Below are 17,377 nucleotides of genomic sequence, written 5' to 3'. Positions count from 1 at the left end.
CATCCCCCGAGGGGTCACATTCGATCCCCTCGGAGCGGCACCCCCACTCAACGTGAGATAATCGACCAGTGGCACGCGGCGACGGAAAACTTTCTCATGACCTTCTCTCTGGCGAAAAAGGCCCGCAGGACGCATGTGGCGTCTTCGGCGTCTGGGCTCCCGGCGAAGAGGTAGCAAAACTCACCTATTACGGGCTGTACGCGTTGCAGCACCGTGGCCAGGAGTCGGCTGGCATTGCGACCAGCGACGGCAAGCGGATCAACGTCTACAAGGACATGGGCCTCGTGTCCCAGGTCTTCGACGAGACCACGCTGAACACCCTGACCGGGCACCTCGCCGTCGGCCACTGCCGGTACTCCACCACCGGCGCGAGCCACTGGGCCAACGCCCAGCCCACCCTCGGTGCGACGGCCACCGGCACGGTGGCCCTGGCCCACAACGGCAACCTCACCAACACGGCCGAGCTCAAGGCCATGATCATGGACCGCAACGGCGGCCAGCTGACCGGTGAGATGAAGCAGGGCAACACCTCGGACACCGCCCTGGTCACCGCCCTGCTGGAGGGCGAGGAGGGCAAGTCCCTCGAAGAGACCGCCCTGGAACTGCTGCCTAAGATCAAGGGCGGCTTCTGCTTCGTCTTCATGGACGAGGGCACCCTCTACGCCGCCCGCGACACCTACGGCATCCGCCCGCTGGTCCTCGGCCGGCTGGAGCGCGGCTGGGTGGTCGCCTCCGAGCAGTCCGCCCTCGCCACGGTGGGTGCGAGCTTCATCCGCGAGATCGAGCCGGGCGAATTCATCGCCATCGACGAACAGGGCGTCCGCTCCCAGCGCTTCGCTGAGGCGACGCCGGCAGGTTGCGTCTTCGAATACGTCTACCTGGCCCGTCCCGACGCCGCGATTGCCGGCCGCTCGGTCTACGAATCCCGTGTGGAGATGGGCCGCCAGTTGGCCCGCGAGAACACCCAGGAAGCGGACATCGTCATCCCGGTGCCGGAATCCGGTACCCCCGCCGCCGTCGGCTACGCCGAGGAATCCGGCATCCCCTTCGCGCACGGCTTCGTCAAGAACGCCTACGTGGGCCGCACGTTCATCCAGCCGTCGCAGACCCTGCGCCAGCTCGGCATCCGGCTCAAGCTCAACGCCCTTGAGTCCGTGATCCGCGGCAAGCGCGTGGTGGTGGTGGACGACTCGATCGTCCGCGGCAACACCCAGCGCGCGATCGTCCGGATGCTCCGCGAGGCCGGCGCCGCCGCCGTGCACGTGAAGATCTCCTCCCCGCCGGTCAAGTGGCCCTGCTTCTACGGCATCGACTTCGCCTCCCGGGCCGAGCTGATCGCCAACGGCGCCACCATCGAGGAAATTTCCCAGGCCATCGGCGCGGACTCGCTGGCCTACATTTCCGAGGACGGCATGATCGGCGCCACCCGGCAGCCGCGCGAACGCCTCTGCACCGCCTGCTTCACCGGCAAGTACCCGATCGAGCTCCCCGGCGCGGAGAAGCTCGGCAAGAACCTGCTCGAGCGCACGGAAGCCAAGAGCCTGCCCGCCATGGCCGCCACCCCCGGGACCCCGGGCGCCACCTCCGGAGCCACGGCCGACGCCGACGCCGCCATCCCGGTCGGCGAGGACCCGGCGGAGAAGGCCGGCGCCACCGGCTGCGACCCGGGCCCGGATGCCGAATTCGAAGGACTGCTCACCGACGCCGACCGCGTCCCCGCCGACCAGCTTGATGCCGACAAGAAAGAGCCAGTATGACTTCCGCCTCCCCGGCCGCTGACACCAACGACGCCGGAACCCCCGGCATCACCTACGCCTCCGCCGGCGTCGACGTCGAAGCGGGCGACCGCGCCGTCGAACTCATGAAGGACGCCGTCAAGGCCACGCACAACTCCTCCGTGATCGGCGGGGTGGGCGGCTTCGCCGGCCTGTTCGATGTCTCCCGGCTGCTGACCTACCAGCGTCCCCTGCTGGCCACCTCCACCGACGGCGTCGGCACCAAGGTCGCCATCGCCCAGGCCATGGACATCCACGACACCATCGGCTTCGACCTGGTGGGCATGGTGGTGGACGACATCGTCGTGGTGGGCGCCGAACCGCTCTACATGACCGACTACATCGCCTGCGGCAAGGTGGTCCCCGAGCGCATCGCGGACATCGTCCGCGGCATCGCCGCCGCCTGCTCGGTGGCCGGCACCGCCCTGGTGGGTGGCGAAACCGCGGAGCACCCGGGCCTGCTGGGCGAGCACGAGTACGACGTCGCCGGTGCCGCGACCGGCGTGGTCGAGGCCGATTCCCTGCTGGGCCCGGACCGCGTCCGCTCCGGCGACGTGGTGATCGGCATGGCCTCCTCCGGCCTGCACTCCAACGGCTACTCCCTGGTCCGCCGCGTCATCAACCACGCCGGCTGGGCGCTGGACCGCGAGGTCTCCGAGTTCGAACGCACCCTGGGCGAGGAACTGCTGGAGCCCACCCGCGTCTACGCCGCGGACTGCCTGGACCTGGCCCGCACCTTCCCGGTCAACGGTCCCAAGGGTGTCCACGGCTTCAGCCACGTCACCGGCGGCGGCCTGGCCGCCAACCTGGCCCGCGTCCTCCCGCAGGGCCTGCTGGCCACCGTGGACCGCGCCACCTGGCAGCTGCCGGCCATCTTCAAGCTGGTCTCCGAGCTGGGCAACGTCCCGCTGGCCGACCTCGAACGGACCCTCAACGTGGGCGTCGGCATGGTCGCGATCGTCTCCCCCGAAGCCGCCGACGCCGCCGTGGCCCACCTGAACGCCCGCGGCCTGCCGTCCTGGGTCATGGGCACCGTCGGGGAGAACTCCGACTCAATCGACAAGTCCGGCCCGGATTACGTCCAGGGCGCCAAGGGCGTCGACGGCGGCGCCGTGCGGATGGTCAACGCGTACGCCGGCTAGTTACTGAACCACCGTCCGGGCGCTTCCCACCATCGTGGGGAGCGCCCGTGGTGTTTAAGCGTGGAGGCCGTGAGGTCCGCGTCCGGAGGGGCCTAGACCTCCAGCAGGCTGATCACGCCGCCCTGCGGGTCCATGATGGTCGCGATGGCGCCGGCGTCCTCGCCCTCTTCGGGTTCGACCAGGACGGTCGCGCCGGCGGCGCGGGCGGCTTCCACGGCCGCGGGGACGCTGTCGACGCCGAAGTACACCTGCCAGCCCGGGTCCAGGTGCTTCTCGGCGGCCGGGACGGTGGCGATCCCGGCCACCTCGACGCCGTCGACCATCAGGGTGGTGTAGGTGCCGCCGTCGTCCTGCGGGTACTCGGTGACCTCGTGGCCGAAGAGCGTCTGGAAGCACCCGACGGCGCGCTGCGGTTCGGGCGTGAGGAGCTCCACCCAGGACAGTGCCCCGGCCTCACCGGCGCGGGCGGCCCCGATGTGCGTGCCGGGCTGCCAGGCTCCGGTGGTGCCTCCGCTGGGAGGGGTGAAGAAGACCATGGTGCCGGTGTCACCCACCGCTTCCGGGCCGAAGTCCACCGCACCTCCGGTGTGCGGCACGTCCGCGGCGAGCCCGGCGGCGTCGTCCACGGCGAAGTACACGTTCCACTGGGCCGGGGTACCGGACTGGCCCTGCGCCGGGTTCTGCGGGGCAATCACGGACACCAGGTCTCCGCCGAGGAACGCCTTGGCATAGCTGCGGCCGTCCGGGGTGGGCAGGTCCTCGAAGCGCCAGCCGAACAGCGCGCCATAGAACTCCTTGGCCGCCGCGACGTCAGGGGTCTGGAGATCCGCCCAGCACACCTCGCCCGGGGCGTAGGCCTTATGAAACGCCATGCTGGCTCCTTTCAAACGGTCCCGGCAACGGGAATCGGTGAGGGCATGCGAAAGCCCGCCGGGCACACCCAGTAGGGATGCGCCCGGCGGGCTGAAAATCACGTCCGGCGCTCAAGGACCGCGCCGGAAAGGGAACGACTAGCCGATGCGACGGGTGTCAACCTCGTCGTCGTCTTCTTCCACATCGTCCGCGTACTTATCCACGTAAGCCGAATAATCCGGTTCAACCGGTTCATCCGCGAAGTGGCTCGAGGGACGACTTCCCGGGCCCGTCAGCTCGCGCTGCAGGGCGGAATAGTCAGTGTTCGGGGAGTAGTACTTGATGTCCCGAGCCTGCTTGGTAGCTTTTGCCTTTTGACGGCCGCGCCCCATGGCGTGACCCCCTTTTGTACTTGGACCGGAGGTGGTCACCTTGGCGATCGGTGAGGCCCCGGAATGATTGGTCAATTTGTCGTACACCTAGATTACATGCTTTCGGCAGGTACCGCTTGCCGGCGGAGGCTAAGGGCACTTCCCCGGCCTTCTCCGCCACGCACGCGCGAGGTTACCGGAACGTAACCTTCGTGGCATATTCGATAGAGTCTCCTGATGGGCCTCCCACCAGCGGGGCCCAGCCGGACCGTCAGGCTGGCCAGATGTACTGAAAAGGTGGGTTCCGAGTGAGCGAAAAGCCGGACAGCGACGCTACGGCCGGGGACGGCGACGCCCGTAACCCCGCGGTTCCGCCGGTGAACGCCGACGGCGGCGGGGCACCCCAGGCGCCCCGCGCCCCCTTCGGCACTGTCATTCCGCCCCGGCCCGCCGCCCCGCCGACGTCCTCATTCGCCAGGGTCCCTGCCGCAGCTTCCCCCTCCGGCGAACCGGACCCGCAGACCGCAACGAACCGCACCCGCCGCACCTCCCCCACGGGACAGGTGGGGCAGCTGCTCTCCGACCGGATGGGCCAGCTCCGCGCCTCGGGCGCCGTCGCCAAGGCCCGCGGCCTCGCGGCCCGGGCCACGGCAGCCGTGCGCCGCCCCGGCCGGACAAAGCTGATCGCCGGCGTCGCCGCCGTCGTCGTCCTGGCACTGCTCATCTGGTGGATCGCCGCGCTGGCGGGCGGCTCCCGGGACTCGGGTGCGCCCGCGCCCGCCGGCAGCTCCGCGTCCCCCACCGCCGAGCGGGGAGCGCTGCCGCTGGAGAACGTCAGCCCGCTGGACTACCGGCTGGGCGACTGCTTCAAGGACTTCGACGCCAACGCCGCCAAATCCACCGTGGTCGCGTGCGACACCGCGCATTCGGCGCAGCTGATCCAGGTCGAGTCCTACGCCGCCTCGGACGCCTACCCCGGCCGGGACGTGCTGAAGCAGAAAGCGCTGGACGCCTGCAAGGCCGCGCAGCTGACCGAGAAGTCCGGCAACTACGCCCTGAGCTACAAACTCGCGTACCCCAGCTCATCGAGCTGGGGTACGGGAGACCGGCGGGTGGACTGCTACGCCGCCTCGGACGCCGGGAACGTCATCATGGAGTCCCTGCTACCGTAGCGGTCCGGCCGGGTTGCTCCCACGACACTAGTCCTTGCGGCGGACCGAGAGCCCGCTGCCGGTGGAGGCGCCGCCGTCGGGCCGGGCCGAGACGTCCGGGCCGCCCATCGTGAGCTCCATCAGGTCCGGGGCGGTGTCCACCACCACAGTGTCGCCGTCGGCGATCTCCCCGGCGAGGATGGCCTTGGCCAGCCGGTCGCCGATCTCGCGCTGCACCAGCCGGCGCAGCGGGCGGGCGCCGTAGGCCGGATCGTAGCCGGTGACGGCCAGCCAGGCGCGGGCCCCCTCGGAGACCTCCAGGGTCAGGCGCCGGCCCTTGAGCCGTTCGCCCAGCTCCTTGACCTGCAGTTCCACGATGTGGGCGAGTTCCTCCACGGTCAGCGGGTCGAACAGCACCACCTCGTCAAGCCGGTTCAGGAACTCCGGCTTGAAGGAGGCGTGCACGGTGGCCATGACGGCGTCCCGCTTGGCGGCGGCGTCCAGGGTCGGATCCACCAGGAACTGGCTGCCAAGGTTGGACGTCAGCACCAGAATCACGTTGCGGAAGTCCACGGTGCGGCCCTGCCCATCGGTGAGACGGCCGTCGTCGAGCACCTGCAGGAGGATGTCGAAGACCTCCGGGTGGGCCTTCTCCACCTCGTCGAGCAGCAGCACGGAATACGGCCGGCGGCGGACGGCCTCGGTCAGCTGGCCGCCTTCCTCGTAGCCGACGTAGCCCGGAGGGGCACCCACCAGCCGGGCCACGGAGTGCTTCTCCGAGTACTCGGACATGTCAATCCGGACCATGGCGCGCTCGTCATCGAAGAGGAAGTCGGCCAGGGATTTGGCCAGCTCGGTCTTGCCGACCCCGGTGGGGCCCAGGAAGAGGAACGAGCCGGTGGGCCGATTGGGGTCGCTGATGCCGGCGCGGGCGCGGCGGACGGCGTCGGACACTGCGGTGACGGCCTTGGCCTGGCCGATCAGCCGCTCGCCCAGGACATGCTCCATCTCCAGCAGCTTCTGGCTCTCGCCCTGCAGCATGCGGCCGGCGGGGATGCCGGTCCAGGCGGAGATGACCTCGGCGATGTCGTCGGCGGTCACCTCATCGGCCACCATCTGCCCGGACTTGTCCGGCACGGCGGCCTCCGCCTCGGCGGCGGCCGTCAGTTCCCGTTCCAGCGCGGGAATCTCACCGTAGAGGATCCGGGAGGCGGCCTCCAGGTCACCCTCGCGCTGGGCCTTGTCCGCGGCGGACCGCAGCTCATCGAGCCGGGCGCGCAGGTCACCCACGCGGTTCAGGCCGGCCTTCTCCGACTCCCACCGCGCGTTCAGGCCGGCGAGCTCTTCCTTCTTGTCCGCCATGTCCGCCCGGAGGGCCTCCAGCCGTTCCACCGACGCCGGGTCGGTCTCACCGGTCAGGGCCAGTTCCTCCATGGTCAGCCGGTCCACCTGGCGCTGCAGCTGGTCGATTTCCTCCGGCGCGGAGTCGATCTCCATCCGGAGCCGGGAGGCGGCCTCGTCCACCAGGTCGATGGCCTTGTCCGGCAACTGGCGGCCGGAGATGTACCGGTTGGAGAGGGTCGCGGCGGCCACCAGGGCGGAGTCGGCGATGGAGACCTTGTGGTGGGCCTCGTAGCGTTCCTTGAGGCCGCGGAGGATGCCGATGGTGTCCTCGACGCTCGGCTCGCCGACAAAGACCTGCTGGAAGCGGCGCTCCAGGGCCGGGTCCTTCTCGATGTTCTCGCGGTATTCGTCCAGCGTGGTGGCACCGATCAGGCGCAGTTCGCCGCGGGCCAGCATGGGCTTGAGCATGTTGCCGGCGTCCATCGAGCTGTCACCGGAGGCGCCGGCGCCCACCACGGTGTGCAGTTCGTCGATGAAGGTGACGATCTGGCCCTCGGAGTTCTTGATCTCCTCCAGGACCGCCTTCAGCCGTTCCTCGAATTCGCCGCGGTACTTGGCCCCGGCCACCATGGAGGCCAGGTCCAGGGCGATCAGGGTCTTGCCGCGCAGGCTTTCGGGCACGTCGCCGGCGACGATGCGCTGGGCGAGGCCCTCGACGACGGCGGTCTTGCCGACGCCGGGCTCGCCGATGATCACGGGGTTGTTCTTGGTGCGGCGGCTGAGGACCTGGATGATGCGGCGGATCTCGGCGTCGCGGCCGATCACCGGGTCCAGCTTGCCGGAGCGGGCGACGGCGGTCAGGTCCGTGCCGAACTTCTCCAGGGCCTGGAAGGTGTTCTCCGGGTCCGCGTTGTCCACCTTGCGGTCGCCGCGGACCCCGGGCAGCGCGGCGAGCAGCGCCTCGTGGGAGGCGCCGGCCTCACGCAGCAGCCGGCCGACGTCGTCGTTGCCGGACGCGAGGCCCAGCAGCAGGTGCTCGGTGGAGACGAAGGTGTCGCCGAGGCGCTCGGCCTCATTCTGGGCGTTCTTGATCGCCTGCATGGCGGTGCGTGACAGCTGGGCCTGCTGCACCGAGCTGCCCGAGGTGGACGGGAGGGCCTTGATGGCGGAGCTCGCCTGGACGCTGACGGCATCCGGATCCGTGCCCGTGGCGCGCAGCAGCGCGACGGCGACGCCCTCGCGCTGGTCCATGAGCGCCTTGAGCAGGTGCGCCGGCTCCAGCTGCGGGTTGCCGGCCGTCGAGGCGTTCATGGCTGCAGCCGAAAGAGCCTCCTGGCTCTTGGTGGTGAATTTGGCGTCCAAAGAGAGCTCCTTCCGGGTGGGACTGATTGCTAAGTTGAGTGTACCCCGCTCAACTTTTTCCAGACCCTCTGTGGCTCCATGTTTGCCCACGGCGAAACCGCTGTCTAGGGGCGCAGGTTCCCCGCACCCCCGCCTACCGCGCGGGGGCGGCCCCGGCCGGGAAACCGCTGCTCGGCCCGGCGGTTTTCCCCGAGGTGTCTGCCCTGCCCGAAGTAGTGCCGGAAGGTATAGAACACCGGCGACCATGCCGCGACATCGACGCGGCCGGAATCGAGCACCAGGTCATGCCGGGCATGGACCCGGCGGACCCGGACTTGGACCGCGTGCAGGCCCTCATCCAGCGGCCAGGCGTTCTCCAGGCCCGCCTCGATGTGGACGGGGGCTTCGGAGATGCGCTGCGGTGCCATTGTCTCGCTTGGCATCGGCGTCCACCCTGCCAGGGACCACTTATCCGGTTCCGACCGGTACATCCCGGCCTTTTCCCGGGGGACCTCCGGCGAGCCCGTGGTCATGGCGATGCGCTCGATGCTGCCGGCCATGGCCTCGTCCGGGAGGTTCAGAACCACCTCGCCCGTCCGGATGAGGTTGGCGAACCCCTGGTGCAGCGAACTCAGGCCGAGGACGAAGTGGTCCCCCAGCGACCACGCCGATGACATGGGCGTGATGTTGGTGCTGCCGTCGGGATTCTCGGTGGTCAGGAGGGCCACCAGCGAGCCGAAGTAATGGGCGCCGGGCGTAATGGTGCTGAACATGGGTCAATCCTCACCGCTGGACAGTTCGCCGCCGGCCAAACCGTGCCCGTGATTAGATCGAAGGATGCCGTCACAGTGGGCCGAGGATCTCGCGTCGATTGCCCAGGCCATGGGAAACGCGTCGCGGGCAACCATGCTCGTGGCCCTGATGGACACCCGCGCCCGGACCGCGGCCGAGATGGCCGCGAGCGCCGGCATCAGCCGGGGCACGGCCACGGCGCACCTCAATCAGTTGGTGGACGCCGGCCTGCTCGAGGAGGTCCGGCAGGGGAGGCACCGCTACGTACGCCTCAAGAACTCCGCCGTCGCCGGGTCGATTGAGGCGCTGATCGCCCTGGCCCCGGCGAGCCGCCCGGCCGCCTCGGGTTACCGGGAGCACAAGAACGACGCCGAACTGCAGCACGGCCGGACCTGCTACGGCCATCTCGCGGGAGCCCTGGGGGTTGCGCTGGCCCTGGACTGGCGGCGCGCGGGGCTGGTCACTCCCACTGGATGGGATCTCACGGACGCCGGACACGCGTGGGCCCGCTCGTTGGGGATCGAACTCCCGGCACGCCCGTCCCGCCCGCTCGTCCGGCCCTGCCTCGACTGGACCGAGCGGCTCGACCACGCCGCCGGAATCCTGCCCGACCTCCTGGTGACGACGGCGCTGGAGCACGGGTGGCTGAGGCGGGGATCCCATCCGCGCTCGATCCGCCTGACGGCCGAGGGTGCGCAGGTCTTCGCCCGGGAGGGGCTGCTAACGACCCTCCCCGGCTTGTAGGCCGGGCGCTGAGGAGTGCCGGGGGCAACTTAACGTTGCTTAACGCTCAAGCGGCAAAATAGCGTAACTGACGTCACATCACGCCAACACCAGTGAAGGAGGCCCGTGATGCAGGACCGCACTCTCACAGCATCCGCGGATCGCCCTCTTTCGCCGGTATCCGCGGCGGCGGTGGCCAGGGCCGCCGGCGTGTCCGCCGCGTCGGTGTCCTACGTCTTGAACGGCAAGGCCGGGGTTTCCCCCGAAACCCGCCGCCACATCATCCACGTGGCCAACGAGCTGGGCTTCAGACCCCGTAAGTCCTCGCAGTCCACGGACCTGCAGCGCAGCCGGGTGGTGGGACTCATCCTTCCGAACATCATCAACCCGATGTTCCCGCGCTGGGCCCAGGGGGTCATCTCCTCCGCGGCCGACTCCGGCTATGAAGTCTTCGTGGCCACCACCCAGGACGACCCCGAGATCCTGGCCCAGGTTACGGCGACCCTCGCCAACCGCGCGGTGGACGGCGTCATCCTCGCCGCCTCACTCCGGGACGATGCCCGCGCCCTCCGAACCCTGAGGGCCGCACGCATCCCCTACGTCTGCCTGTCCCGGCGGGCCGACTTCCTCGACGCCGACTTCGTCGGCATCGACGACGACGCGGCCGCGACCGAGCTGATGCAGCACATGCTGGGCCACGGTTACACGGAAATCGCCACCGTGATCGGACCGCGCGTCTCGACGGCGTCGCTGGCCCGGGAGCAGGCGTTCGTCCGCACGGCGGCCGCCGCCGGCGTCGTCATCAGCGGGGACCGGAAAATCAGCACCCGCGTCAACAACGAAGGCGGCCGCCTGGCCGCCGAACGGCTCTTCGCCGGCGGCAACCCGCCGCGCGCCGTGGTCTGCGGCAGCGACGAACTCGCCATTGGCGTCATGGAGTATGCGATGGCACGCGGCCTGCGCATCCCGGAGGATGTGGCGGTGGCCGGCTGCGACGGGCTGCCGCACAGCCGCTCCGGACTGATCAACCTCACCAGCATCGTCCAGCCGCAGCAGGACATGGCGCAGGAGGCCTTCGCCATGCTGCTGCAGCGCATCGACGCCCCGTCCCGCAGCTACACCTCCCTGGTCTGCCCCCACCGGCTCCACGTCGGCCGCACCTGCGGCTGCCCACCGGCGGGTGTCTGACCTTCCTTCCCGTTCACCCCGCACCACCAGCCAGTATCCGGGCTGCCCTCCGGCTGCCCGGCGTCCCATCAACCTGACCCCAATTCAAGGACGAAGAACCATGTCAGTTGTTTCCGCACCAACGACGATGCGTACACCGCAACAAATCAACGGCGTCATCCTCCGCAGGGTCATGCCGCTGCTCATCGGCGCCTACATCATGGCGTTCCTGGACCGCACCAACATCGGCATGGCCAAGGACCGCCTCGAGATCGATCTCGGGATCTCCGCTACCGCGTACGGCATCGGAGCGGGCCTGTTCTTCCTGACCTACGCCCTCTCCGAGATTCCGTCCAACCTCATCATGCACAAGGTTGGCGCACGCTTCTGGATCATGCGGATCATGATCACCTGGGGCCTGATCTCCGCCGGAATGGCCTTCGTCCAAGGCGAATGGTCGTTCTACATCATGCGGATGCTGCTCGGCATCGCCGAGGCCGGGCTCTTCCCCGGCGTCATGTACTTCCTCACCCAGTGGTTCGTGGTCAAGGACCGCGCCAAGGCCAACGGCATGTTCCTGCTCGGCGTCTCGATCGCCAACATCGTGGGCGCCCCGCTCGGCGGCCTGCTCCTGACCATGGACGGCTTCGCCGGCCTGCACGGCTGGCAGTGGATGTTCCTGGTGGAGGGCCTTCCCGCCTGCGTCCTCGCCTACGTCGTCTGGAAGAAGCTGCCGGACCGGCCCAGCAAATCCACCTTCCTCACCGCCGAAGAAGCCGCCGACCTCGAGGCCCGGATCGCAGCCGAGGAGAAGGCCGGCGCGGAAGCCTCCGGCAACCACCGGCTCCTCGACGCCATGAAGGACAAGCAGATCCTGCTGGTCGTCGGCGTCTACTTCGCCCACCAGATCGCCGTCTACGCCCTGTCCTATTTCCTGCCGTCCATCATCGGCACCTACGGAAAGCTCAACCCGCTGCAGATCGGCCTGCTGACGTCCATTCCGTGGATCTTCTCCGCCGCCGGAGCCCTGCTGCTGCCCCGGTTCGCCACCGACGCCAAGCGTTCCCGGCTCCTGGTCACCGGAACCATGACCGGCATCATCGCCGGCTTTGCCCTCGGCGCCGTGGGCGGTCCGCTGCTGGGCATGATCGGCTTCTGCCTGGCCGCATTCAACTTCTTCGCCCTGCAGCCGATCCTCTTCACCTACCCGGCAACGCGCCTCAGCGGCTCCGCCCTGGCCGGCGGCATCGCCTTCGTCAACACCATCGGCCTGCTCGGCGGGTTCCTCGGCCCCTACGTCATGGGCTTCATGCAGGACGCCACCGGCTCCAAGCTCTCGGGCCTGTGGTTCATCGTGGCCGTGTGCATCGTCGGGGCACTGCTGTCCCTGCTGCTCAAGCGGGGCACCGAAACCCCGGACACCGTCCCCGCCGCCCACTAGCCGGCCTCCCACACTCCGTTCCGCCGGTACCGCCCCCAAGGGCCGGCGGAACGGTCCCACTCCCCACCGCAAGGAAAAAGTCATGGATTTCACCGCCAAACGCGTTTTGGTCACCGCCGGTGCCAACGGCATCGGCCTGGCCATCGCCACCAAGTTCAAGGACCTCGGAGCCAGCGTCTTCGTCACCGACATTGACCCCGACGCCGTCGAGAAAGCGCAGGTCAACGGGCTCTCGGCCGCCGTCAGCGACGTCTCCGACGAAGCGCAGGTCCGCGAACTCATGGACACGGTGGCCGCGGAACTCGGCGGCCTGGACGTGCTGGTCAACAACGCCGGGATCGCCGGGCCCACCGGCCCGCTGGAGACCCTCGACGCCGGCGCCTGGAAGGCCACCTTCGACGTCAACATCCACGGCCAGTTCTACTGCATCAAGCACGCGCTTCCGCTGCTCCGGCAGGGCACCGACGCCTCGATCGTGAACCTCTCCTCCGCCGCCGGCCGGCTCGGCATGGCCGGCCGCAGCGCGTATTCGGCGTCCAAGTGGGCCGTCGTAGGGCTGACCAAGACCCTCGCGATCGAGCTGGGCCCGGACCGGATCCGGGTCAACGCCATCTGCCCGGGCGCCGTCAACGGCCCCCGGATCGACGCCGTCATCGCCGCCAAGGCGCAGATGCTCGACCTGCCCGAGGAACAGGTCTCCGAGCTGTACCACAACCAGTCCTCGCTGGGACGGCTGATCGAGGCCGAGGACATCGCCAACATGGCCGCCTTCGCCGCGAGCAACCTGGCCCGCAACGTCAACGGCCAGGCCCTCGCGGTCGACGGCAACACCGAGAAGCTGTACTGAGTCCCGAAGGAGCGATTCCCATGGCTGCTGCACGCAAAGTCATCATCACCAGCGCCGTCACCGGCGCCATCCACACCCCCTCCATGTCCCCGCACCTGCCGGTCACCCCGGACGAGATCGCCGACGCCGCGATCGGCGCCGCGGCGGCCGGCGCCGCGATCGTGCACATGCACGCCCGCGACCCGAAGGACGGCCGGCCCTCCCAGGACCCGGAGCACTTCGCGCCAATCCTGGACAAGCTCAAGCGCAACACCGACGCCGTCATCAACATCACCACCGGCGGCTCGCCCCACATGAGCGTGGAGGAGCGGATGCAGCCGGCCGCGCTGTTTAAGCCGGAACTCGCCTCGCTGAACATGGGGTCGATGAACTTCGGCCTCTACCCGATGCTGGACCGTTTCACCGAGTTCGGCCACGAGTGGGAACGGGAGGGTCTTGAGAAGAGCCGCGACCTGGTCTTCAAGAACACCTTCCAGGACATCGAGACCATCCTCGGCATCGGCAACGACAACGGCACCCGGTTCGAATTCGAGTGCTACGACATCTCGCACCTGAACAACCTGGCCCACTTCCACGCCCGCGGGCTGGCCCGCGGACCGCTGTTCGTGCAGTCCGTCTTCGGCCTGCTCGGCGGCATCGGGGCTCACCCCGAGGACCTGATGCACATGCGCCGCACTGCGGACCGACTCCTGGGCGAGGACTACCAGTGGTCCATCCTGGGCGCCGGCAAGAACCAGATGCCGCTTGCCACGATCGGCGCGGCCATGGGATCCCACGTCCGCGTCGGCCTGGAGGACTCGCTGTGGATCGGCCCCGGCCAGCTCGCCGCCTCCAACGCCGAGCAGGTCACCCGGATCCGCACGATCCTGGAGGCGCTCAACTTCGAGGTGGCGACCCCGGACGAAGCCCGTGAGATGCTGCAGCTCAAGGGCCGTGACCAGGTCGGATTCTAGGGCCGTGGCCATCCTCGTCGCCCCGGACAGCTTCAAGGGCACCTTCGACGCCGGCGAGGTCGCCGCCCACATCGCCGCCGGAATCCGTTCAGCGGGAGGAACCGCCGTAGAGCTGCCGGTGGCCGACGGCGGCGAGGGAACCTTCGAGGTGCTGGCCCGCGGCCTGGACGCCCGGCCGGTCCGGGTCCGCACCGTGGGTCCCTGGGGCGACGACGTCGAGACGGTCTTTGCGCTGGCCTCCGACGGCACCGCCGTCGTCGAACTCGCGTTCGCCAGCGGATTGAACCTGCCCACCGCCGGCGACCGGGATCCCGTCCGGGCCAGCACGTACGGGACCGGGGTGATGATGGCCGAGGCCGTCCGGCACGGGGCGCGGCGCCTGCTGGTGGCCGCCGGGGGCTCCGCCACCACCGACGGCGGCGCCGGGGCCATCGCGGCGATCGAGGACCGCGGCGGCCTCAACGGCGCCGAGGTGGTGGTCCTCAGCGACGTGACCACCCGTTTCGGCGACGCGGCCCGGGTTTTCGGGCCCCAGAAGGGAGCCGGACCGGCCGACGTGGAGACGTTGACTCTGCGGCTCGAGGCCCTGGCGGACCGGTTCTCCCGGGACCTGGGCCGCGACCCGCGGGCCGTGGACCGCACGGGCGCCGCCGGGGGATTCTCTGGCGGAATGTGGGCGCGGTACGGGGCCCGGCTGGTCTCCGGCGCGGACCATGTCCTTGACCTGCTCGGCTTCGACGCCCTGGCCGCCGCCAGCGAGGCGGTGGTGGTCGGCGAGGGCCGGCTGGACTCCCAGACCGGGCAGGGCAAGATCATCGCCGCCATCCTGGCCCGGAGCGGCGCCACCCCGGTCCACGCCGTCGTCGGCTCCCTCCACGAGGACCTGGGTGCCTACGCGGAGAACTTCGCCGGGATCACGGTCGCCAGCACCGGCAAGGACCTCGTGGCGGCCGGGGCGTCACTGGTCAGGGCCGGTTCGGCGGGCGCCCCGCAGACTGGCGTATCCCCGTCCACCCCCGCATAGCAAACGATCCGGCTGTCGGTTCCCCCAAGGAACCGACGACCGGATCGGATAAGTGCTACACACAGAGTGTGTCACACATATGACAAAGTTGTCACATGCTGCTCTGCGGGTCCGTCTGGCGTGTCGGTACGCTGGGGTCATGAAAGAGACTTCCGCCGCAGAGCACGGCGATCGCAACAGTTCCCCCGGCCGCCTGTTTCTGGACAAGGAGCACCCCGCCGCGTGGCGGGCCCTCAACGGCCTGGGCCTGAAGGCCAAGGAGGCCGCGACCGAGGCCGGCCTGGACCAGGCGCTGATCGAACTGTTGAACGTGCGGATCTCGCAGATCAACGGCTGTGCGTTCTGCCTGGACCTGCACGTCCACGACGCCGTCAAGAACGGTGAAACCGCTCAGCGCCTGGCGGTCCTGCCGGCCTGGCGGGACACGGATCTGTTCAGCGCCAAGGAGCGGGCCGCCCTGACCCTCGCCGAGGCGATCACCGACATTTCGGACCAGGCGGCCCGGGAACACGAGGGCTGGGCGGCCCGGCAGCAGCTGAGCGAGGCGGAGTTCTCCGCGATCAGCTGGCTGGCAATCGCCATGAACGCCTTCAACCGGGTCTCGATCGTCAGCCAGCACCCGGTCCGCGCCCGCTAGGGAATCAGCCGGTCCGCCCGGAACCTGTCGAACAGATCCGTGAACGAGTCGAGGGTGCGGCGGTACCCGGTGAACCCGGCCACCCGGCTCTTACTCATATCCGCCAGCACCTCGATATTGCGGCCGAGGTCGCCGTCGGTGTGCCACCAGGACGAGACCCGGCCCAGGTCCGGCTCCGCAAGGACGTTCCGGGCCGCGAGGTCCGCCCAGGTCTGCTCCATGCCCTGCATCTGGATTTCCAGCGGCCGGGGTGCGCCCTCGAAGCCGACGGGTTCGACGCCGAAGTAGGCGGCCAGCCGCGGCCACATCCAGCGCCAGCGGAAGACGTCGCCGTTGACCACGTTGTACGCCTGGTTCGCCGCGCCGTCGTCGGTCGCCGCCCAGACCATGTGCTCGGCCAGCAGGCCGCTGTCCGTCATGTCCGTCAGGCTGTTCCACTGCGTTTCGGAGCCCGGGAAGATGAACGGCCTGCCGAGTTCCTTGCAGAGCGAGGCCTGCACGGCGAGGGTGAGGCCCATGTTCATCGCGTTGCCCACGGCGTGGCCGATCACGGTGTGGGCCCGGTGCACGGACCAGGTGAAGCCCTGCCGCTCCGCGGCGGTCCAGAGCTCGTCCTCCTGGTTGTAGTAGAAGTTGGCGACAGGCAGCCGGGGCTCCTCCTCGTGGAACGGCGTGTCCGGCATCTCGCCCTCGCCGTAGGCCTCGAACGGGCCGAGGTAGTGCTTCAGGCCGGTCATGAGGGCAACGTGGCGGACGGGACTGTGGGAGACGGCGCCCAGCAGGTTCCCCAGCAGCGCGGTGTTGACTCGGATGTTGTCCTGTTCCGTGTCCTGCCTGGACCAGGCGGTGAAGAACACGTGGGTGGGCCGCTCGCCGCCCATGGCCGCGGCAAGGCTTTCCGGGGAGCCGAGGTCCGCCGCGATGGAGCGGGCACCGGGGAGGACGGCACCGCTGCGGGTCAGGGCCAGGACGTCCCAGCCGGTGCCGGCGAGGAGGTCGACCAGGGCCGATCCGGCGATCCCGCTGGCGCCGACCACCAGCGCGGTCTGTCCTTGGCCTGTTTCAGAGTGCTGCACGGTATTCCTCCTGGTTGCGGGTGGGGCTCCCTCCACCCTAGGCCGGATAGATCGAGACCGCCGCCGCCTTGACCACGAAGTAGGCCCGCACCCCCGGCGCCAGGGACAGGTCCGCCGACGCGGCGGGGGTGATGTCCGCGGCGAGGTCGCCCGCCCTGACCCTGATCTGGTCACCGTGCGGCTCCAGGTCCGTGACGGTGACGGCGAAGGCGTTGCGCGGGCTGCCGTGCGGCTGGTCCGGGAAGACGGAGACGGCCGACGGCGGGAACGCCGCCACGCCTGCCTGGCCCGGGATCGGGGTGTCCTCGTGCCGGCCAGCAAGCTCTGTCACCGGGGAACCCTGGGCACCCGGGCCTCCCGGCCCTCCGCCGGCCGGGTCCGGCAGCAGTCCGGCGGCCGTCACGGTGCCGGGGATGAGGTTGAGCCCGGCCAGTCCGGCGGCGAACCTGCTCCGTGGCCGCGTGAGCACCTCGCGGGTGGGCCCCTGCTCCACGATCCGGCCTGCCTCGAGCACCACGACCGTGTCCGCGAGCATGTAGGCGTCCAGGACGTCGTGGGTGACGATGATGGCGCGGCGGCCGGTCAGGACCCGTTTCAGCAGGCGCCGCAGCAGGGGCGCGGCGTGGACATCCAGGGCGGCCATCGGCTCGTCCAGCAGCAGCAGGCCCGGGTCGGCCGCGAGCGCGCGCGCCACCGCCACCCGCTGGGCCTGGCCGCCGGAGAGTTCGCCGGGCCGGCGGC

General features: G+C 69.6%; 16 protein-coding genes. 10 read left to right on the top strand and 6 right to left on the bottom strand.

The genetic code is table 11. The features are described from left to right. The first annotated feature begins 68 nt into the window (after positions 1 to 68). On the top strand, positions 69 to 1,757 hold the full coding sequence (gene purF, locus AB0305_RS13120; RefSeq protein WP_290256334.1) for an amidophosphoribosyltransferase: 1,689 nt from the start codon (positions 69 to 71) through the stop codon (positions 1,755 to 1,757). Next, positions 1,754 to 2,917, top strand: a complete 1,164-nt coding sequence (gene purM / locus AB0305_RS13115; protein ID WP_364134300.1) for a phosphoribosylformylglycinamidine cyclo-ligase — start codon at positions 1,754 to 1,756, stop codon at positions 2,915 to 2,917. Before purF ends, purM begins: the two co-directional genes overlap by 4 nt. Positions 2,918 to 3,009: 92 nt before the next feature. On the opposite strand, the gene AB0305_RS13110 is transcribed toward purM, so the two are convergent. Then, positions 3,010 to 3,789 (bottom strand): VOC family protein, encoded by a 780-nt coding sequence (locus AB0305_RS13110; RefSeq protein WP_364134303.1) that lies wholly within the window; start codon positions 3,787 to 3,789, stop codon positions 3,010 to 3,012. Positions 3,790 to 3,927: 138 nt separating this feature from the next. Continuing rightward, on the bottom strand, positions 3,928 to 4,161 hold the full coding sequence (locus tag AB0305_RS13105; RefSeq protein ID WP_290256489.1) for a DUF3073 domain-containing protein: 234 nt from the start codon (positions 4,159 to 4,161) through the stop codon (positions 3,928 to 3,930). A 287-nt stretch (positions 4,162 to 4,448) separates the two neighbouring features. On the opposite strand from AB0305_RS13105, the gene AB0305_RS13100 reads away from it, so the two are divergent. After that, positions 4,449 to 5,312, top strand: coding sequence for a septum formation family protein (locus tag AB0305_RS13100; RefSeq protein ID WP_364134306.1), 864 nt, complete (start codon positions 4,449 to 4,451; stop codon positions 5,310 to 5,312). Between the two features lie 27 nt (positions 5,313 to 5,339). On the opposite strand, the gene clpB is transcribed toward AB0305_RS13100, so the two are convergent. Both clpB and AB0305_RS13090 read right to left on the bottom strand, forming a co-directional pair. Further along, entirely contained in the window at positions 5,340 to 7,997 is a 2,658-nt protein-coding gene (clpB, locus tag AB0305_RS13095; protein ID WP_364134309.1) for an ATP-dependent chaperone ClpB, read from the bottom strand. 104 nt (positions 7,998 to 8,101) lie between these two features. Then, a complete protein-coding gene (locus AB0305_RS13090; protein ID WP_364134312.1) occupies positions 8,102 to 8,749 on the bottom strand; it encodes a flavin reductase in 648 nt (215 codons plus the stop codon). A gap of 64 nt (positions 8,750 to 8,813) precedes the next feature. Between AB0305_RS13090 and AB0305_RS13085 the strand changes: the two genes are divergently transcribed. The 7 genes from AB0305_RS13085 (at position 8,814) to AB0305_RS13055 (ending at position 15,560) form a co-directional block, all read left to right on the top strand. Further along, positions 8,814 to 9,512: a winged helix-turn-helix domain-containing protein gene (locus AB0305_RS13085; RefSeq protein ID WP_290256340.1), complete on the top strand. Its 699-nt coding sequence runs from the start codon at positions 8,814 to 8,816 to the stop codon at positions 9,510 to 9,512. A 108-nt stretch (positions 9,513 to 9,620) separates the two neighbouring features. Further along, complete coding sequence (locus tag AB0305_RS13080; RefSeq protein WP_364134315.1) at positions 9,621 to 10,679, top strand: LacI family DNA-binding transcriptional regulator; 1,059 nt, start codon at positions 9,621 to 9,623, stop codon at positions 10,677 to 10,679. A 100-nt stretch (positions 10,680 to 10,779) separates the two neighbouring features. Continuing rightward, on the top strand, positions 10,780 to 12,099 hold the full coding sequence (locus AB0305_RS13075) for an MFS transporter (protein ID WP_290256342.1): 1,320 nt from the start codon (positions 10,780 to 10,782) through the stop codon (positions 12,097 to 12,099). Between the two features lie 82 nt (positions 12,100 to 12,181). Further along, a complete protein-coding gene (locus AB0305_RS13070) occupies positions 12,182 to 12,946 on the top strand; it encodes an SDR family oxidoreductase (protein WP_364134318.1) in 765 nt (254 codons plus the stop codon). Positions 12,947 to 12,966: 20 nt separating this feature from the next. Continuing rightward, positions 12,967 to 13,899, top strand: coding sequence for a 3-keto-5-aminohexanoate cleavage protein (locus AB0305_RS13065; RefSeq protein WP_364134321.1), 933 nt, complete (start codon positions 12,967 to 12,969; stop codon positions 13,897 to 13,899). A 4-nt stretch (positions 13,900 to 13,903) separates the two neighbouring features. After that, the gene (locus AB0305_RS13060) at positions 13,904 to 14,923 is read left to right on the top strand and encodes a glycerate kinase (RefSeq protein ID WP_364134323.1); all 1,020 of its coding nucleotides are present in this window, start codon (positions 13,904 to 13,906) and stop codon (positions 14,921 to 14,923) included. 139 nt (positions 14,924 to 15,062) lie between these two features. Continuing rightward, the gene (locus AB0305_RS13055; RefSeq protein WP_364134325.1) at positions 15,063 to 15,560 is read left to right on the top strand and encodes a carboxymuconolactone decarboxylase family protein; all 498 of its coding nucleotides are present in this window, start codon (positions 15,063 to 15,065) and stop codon (positions 15,558 to 15,560) included. Here the strand turns inward: AB0305_RS13055 and AB0305_RS13050 are convergent. Then, positions 15,557 to 16,636, bottom strand: a complete 1,080-nt coding sequence (locus AB0305_RS13050; protein ID WP_364134327.1) for an SDR family oxidoreductase — start codon at positions 16,634 to 16,636, stop codon at positions 15,557 to 15,559. The genes AB0305_RS13055 and AB0305_RS13050 overlap by 4 nt on opposite strands. Before the next feature lie 37 nt (positions 16,637 to 16,673). Then, positions 16,674 to 17,377: TOBE domain-containing protein (locus AB0305_RS13045; protein WP_366173126.1), on the bottom strand; the 704-nt coding region annotated here is incomplete at its 5' end.

This window comes from Arthrobacter sp. NPDC080086 (genome assembly GCF_040702285.1).
This window is presented reverse-complemented; position numbering and strand designations above follow the sequence as displayed.

Excerpts from the sequence above, each read along its gene's own strand:
- purM (WP_364134300.1), top strand. The coding sequence starts at position 1,754 with ATGACTTCCGCCTCCCCGGCCGCTGACACCAACGACGCCGGAACCCCC.
- AB0305_RS13110 (WP_364134303.1), bottom strand. The coding sequence starts at position 3,789 with ATGGCGTTTCATAAGGCCTACGCCCCGGGCGAGGTGTGCTGGGCGGAT.
- AB0305_RS13105 (WP_290256489.1), bottom strand. The coding sequence starts at position 4,161 with ATGGGGCGCGGCCGTCAAAAGGCAAAAGCTACCAAGCAGGCTCGGGAC.
- AB0305_RS13090 (WP_364134312.1), bottom strand. The coding sequence starts at position 8,749 with ATGTTCAGCACCATTACGCCCGGCGCCCATTACTTCGGCTCGCTGGTG.
- AB0305_RS13085 (WP_290256340.1), top strand. The coding sequence starts at position 8,814 with ATGCCGTCACAGTGGGCCGAGGATCTCGCGTCGATTGCCCAGGCCATG.
- AB0305_RS13080 (WP_364134315.1), top strand. The coding sequence starts at position 9,621 with ATGCAGGACCGCACTCTCACAGCATCCGCGGATCGCCCTCTTTCGCCG.
- AB0305_RS13075 (WP_290256342.1), top strand. The coding sequence starts at position 10,780 with ATGTCAGTTGTTTCCGCACCAACGACGATGCGTACACCGCAACAAATC.
- AB0305_RS13070 (WP_364134318.1), top strand. The coding sequence starts at position 12,182 with ATGGATTTCACCGCCAAACGCGTTTTGGTCACCGCCGGTGCCAACGGC.
- AB0305_RS13065 (WP_364134321.1), top strand. The coding sequence starts at position 12,967 with ATGGCTGCTGCACGCAAAGTCATCATCACCAGCGCCGTCACCGGCGCC.
- AB0305_RS13055 (WP_364134325.1), top strand. The coding sequence starts at position 15,063 with ATGAAAGAGACTTCCGCCGCAGAGCACGGCGATCGCAACAGTTCCCCC.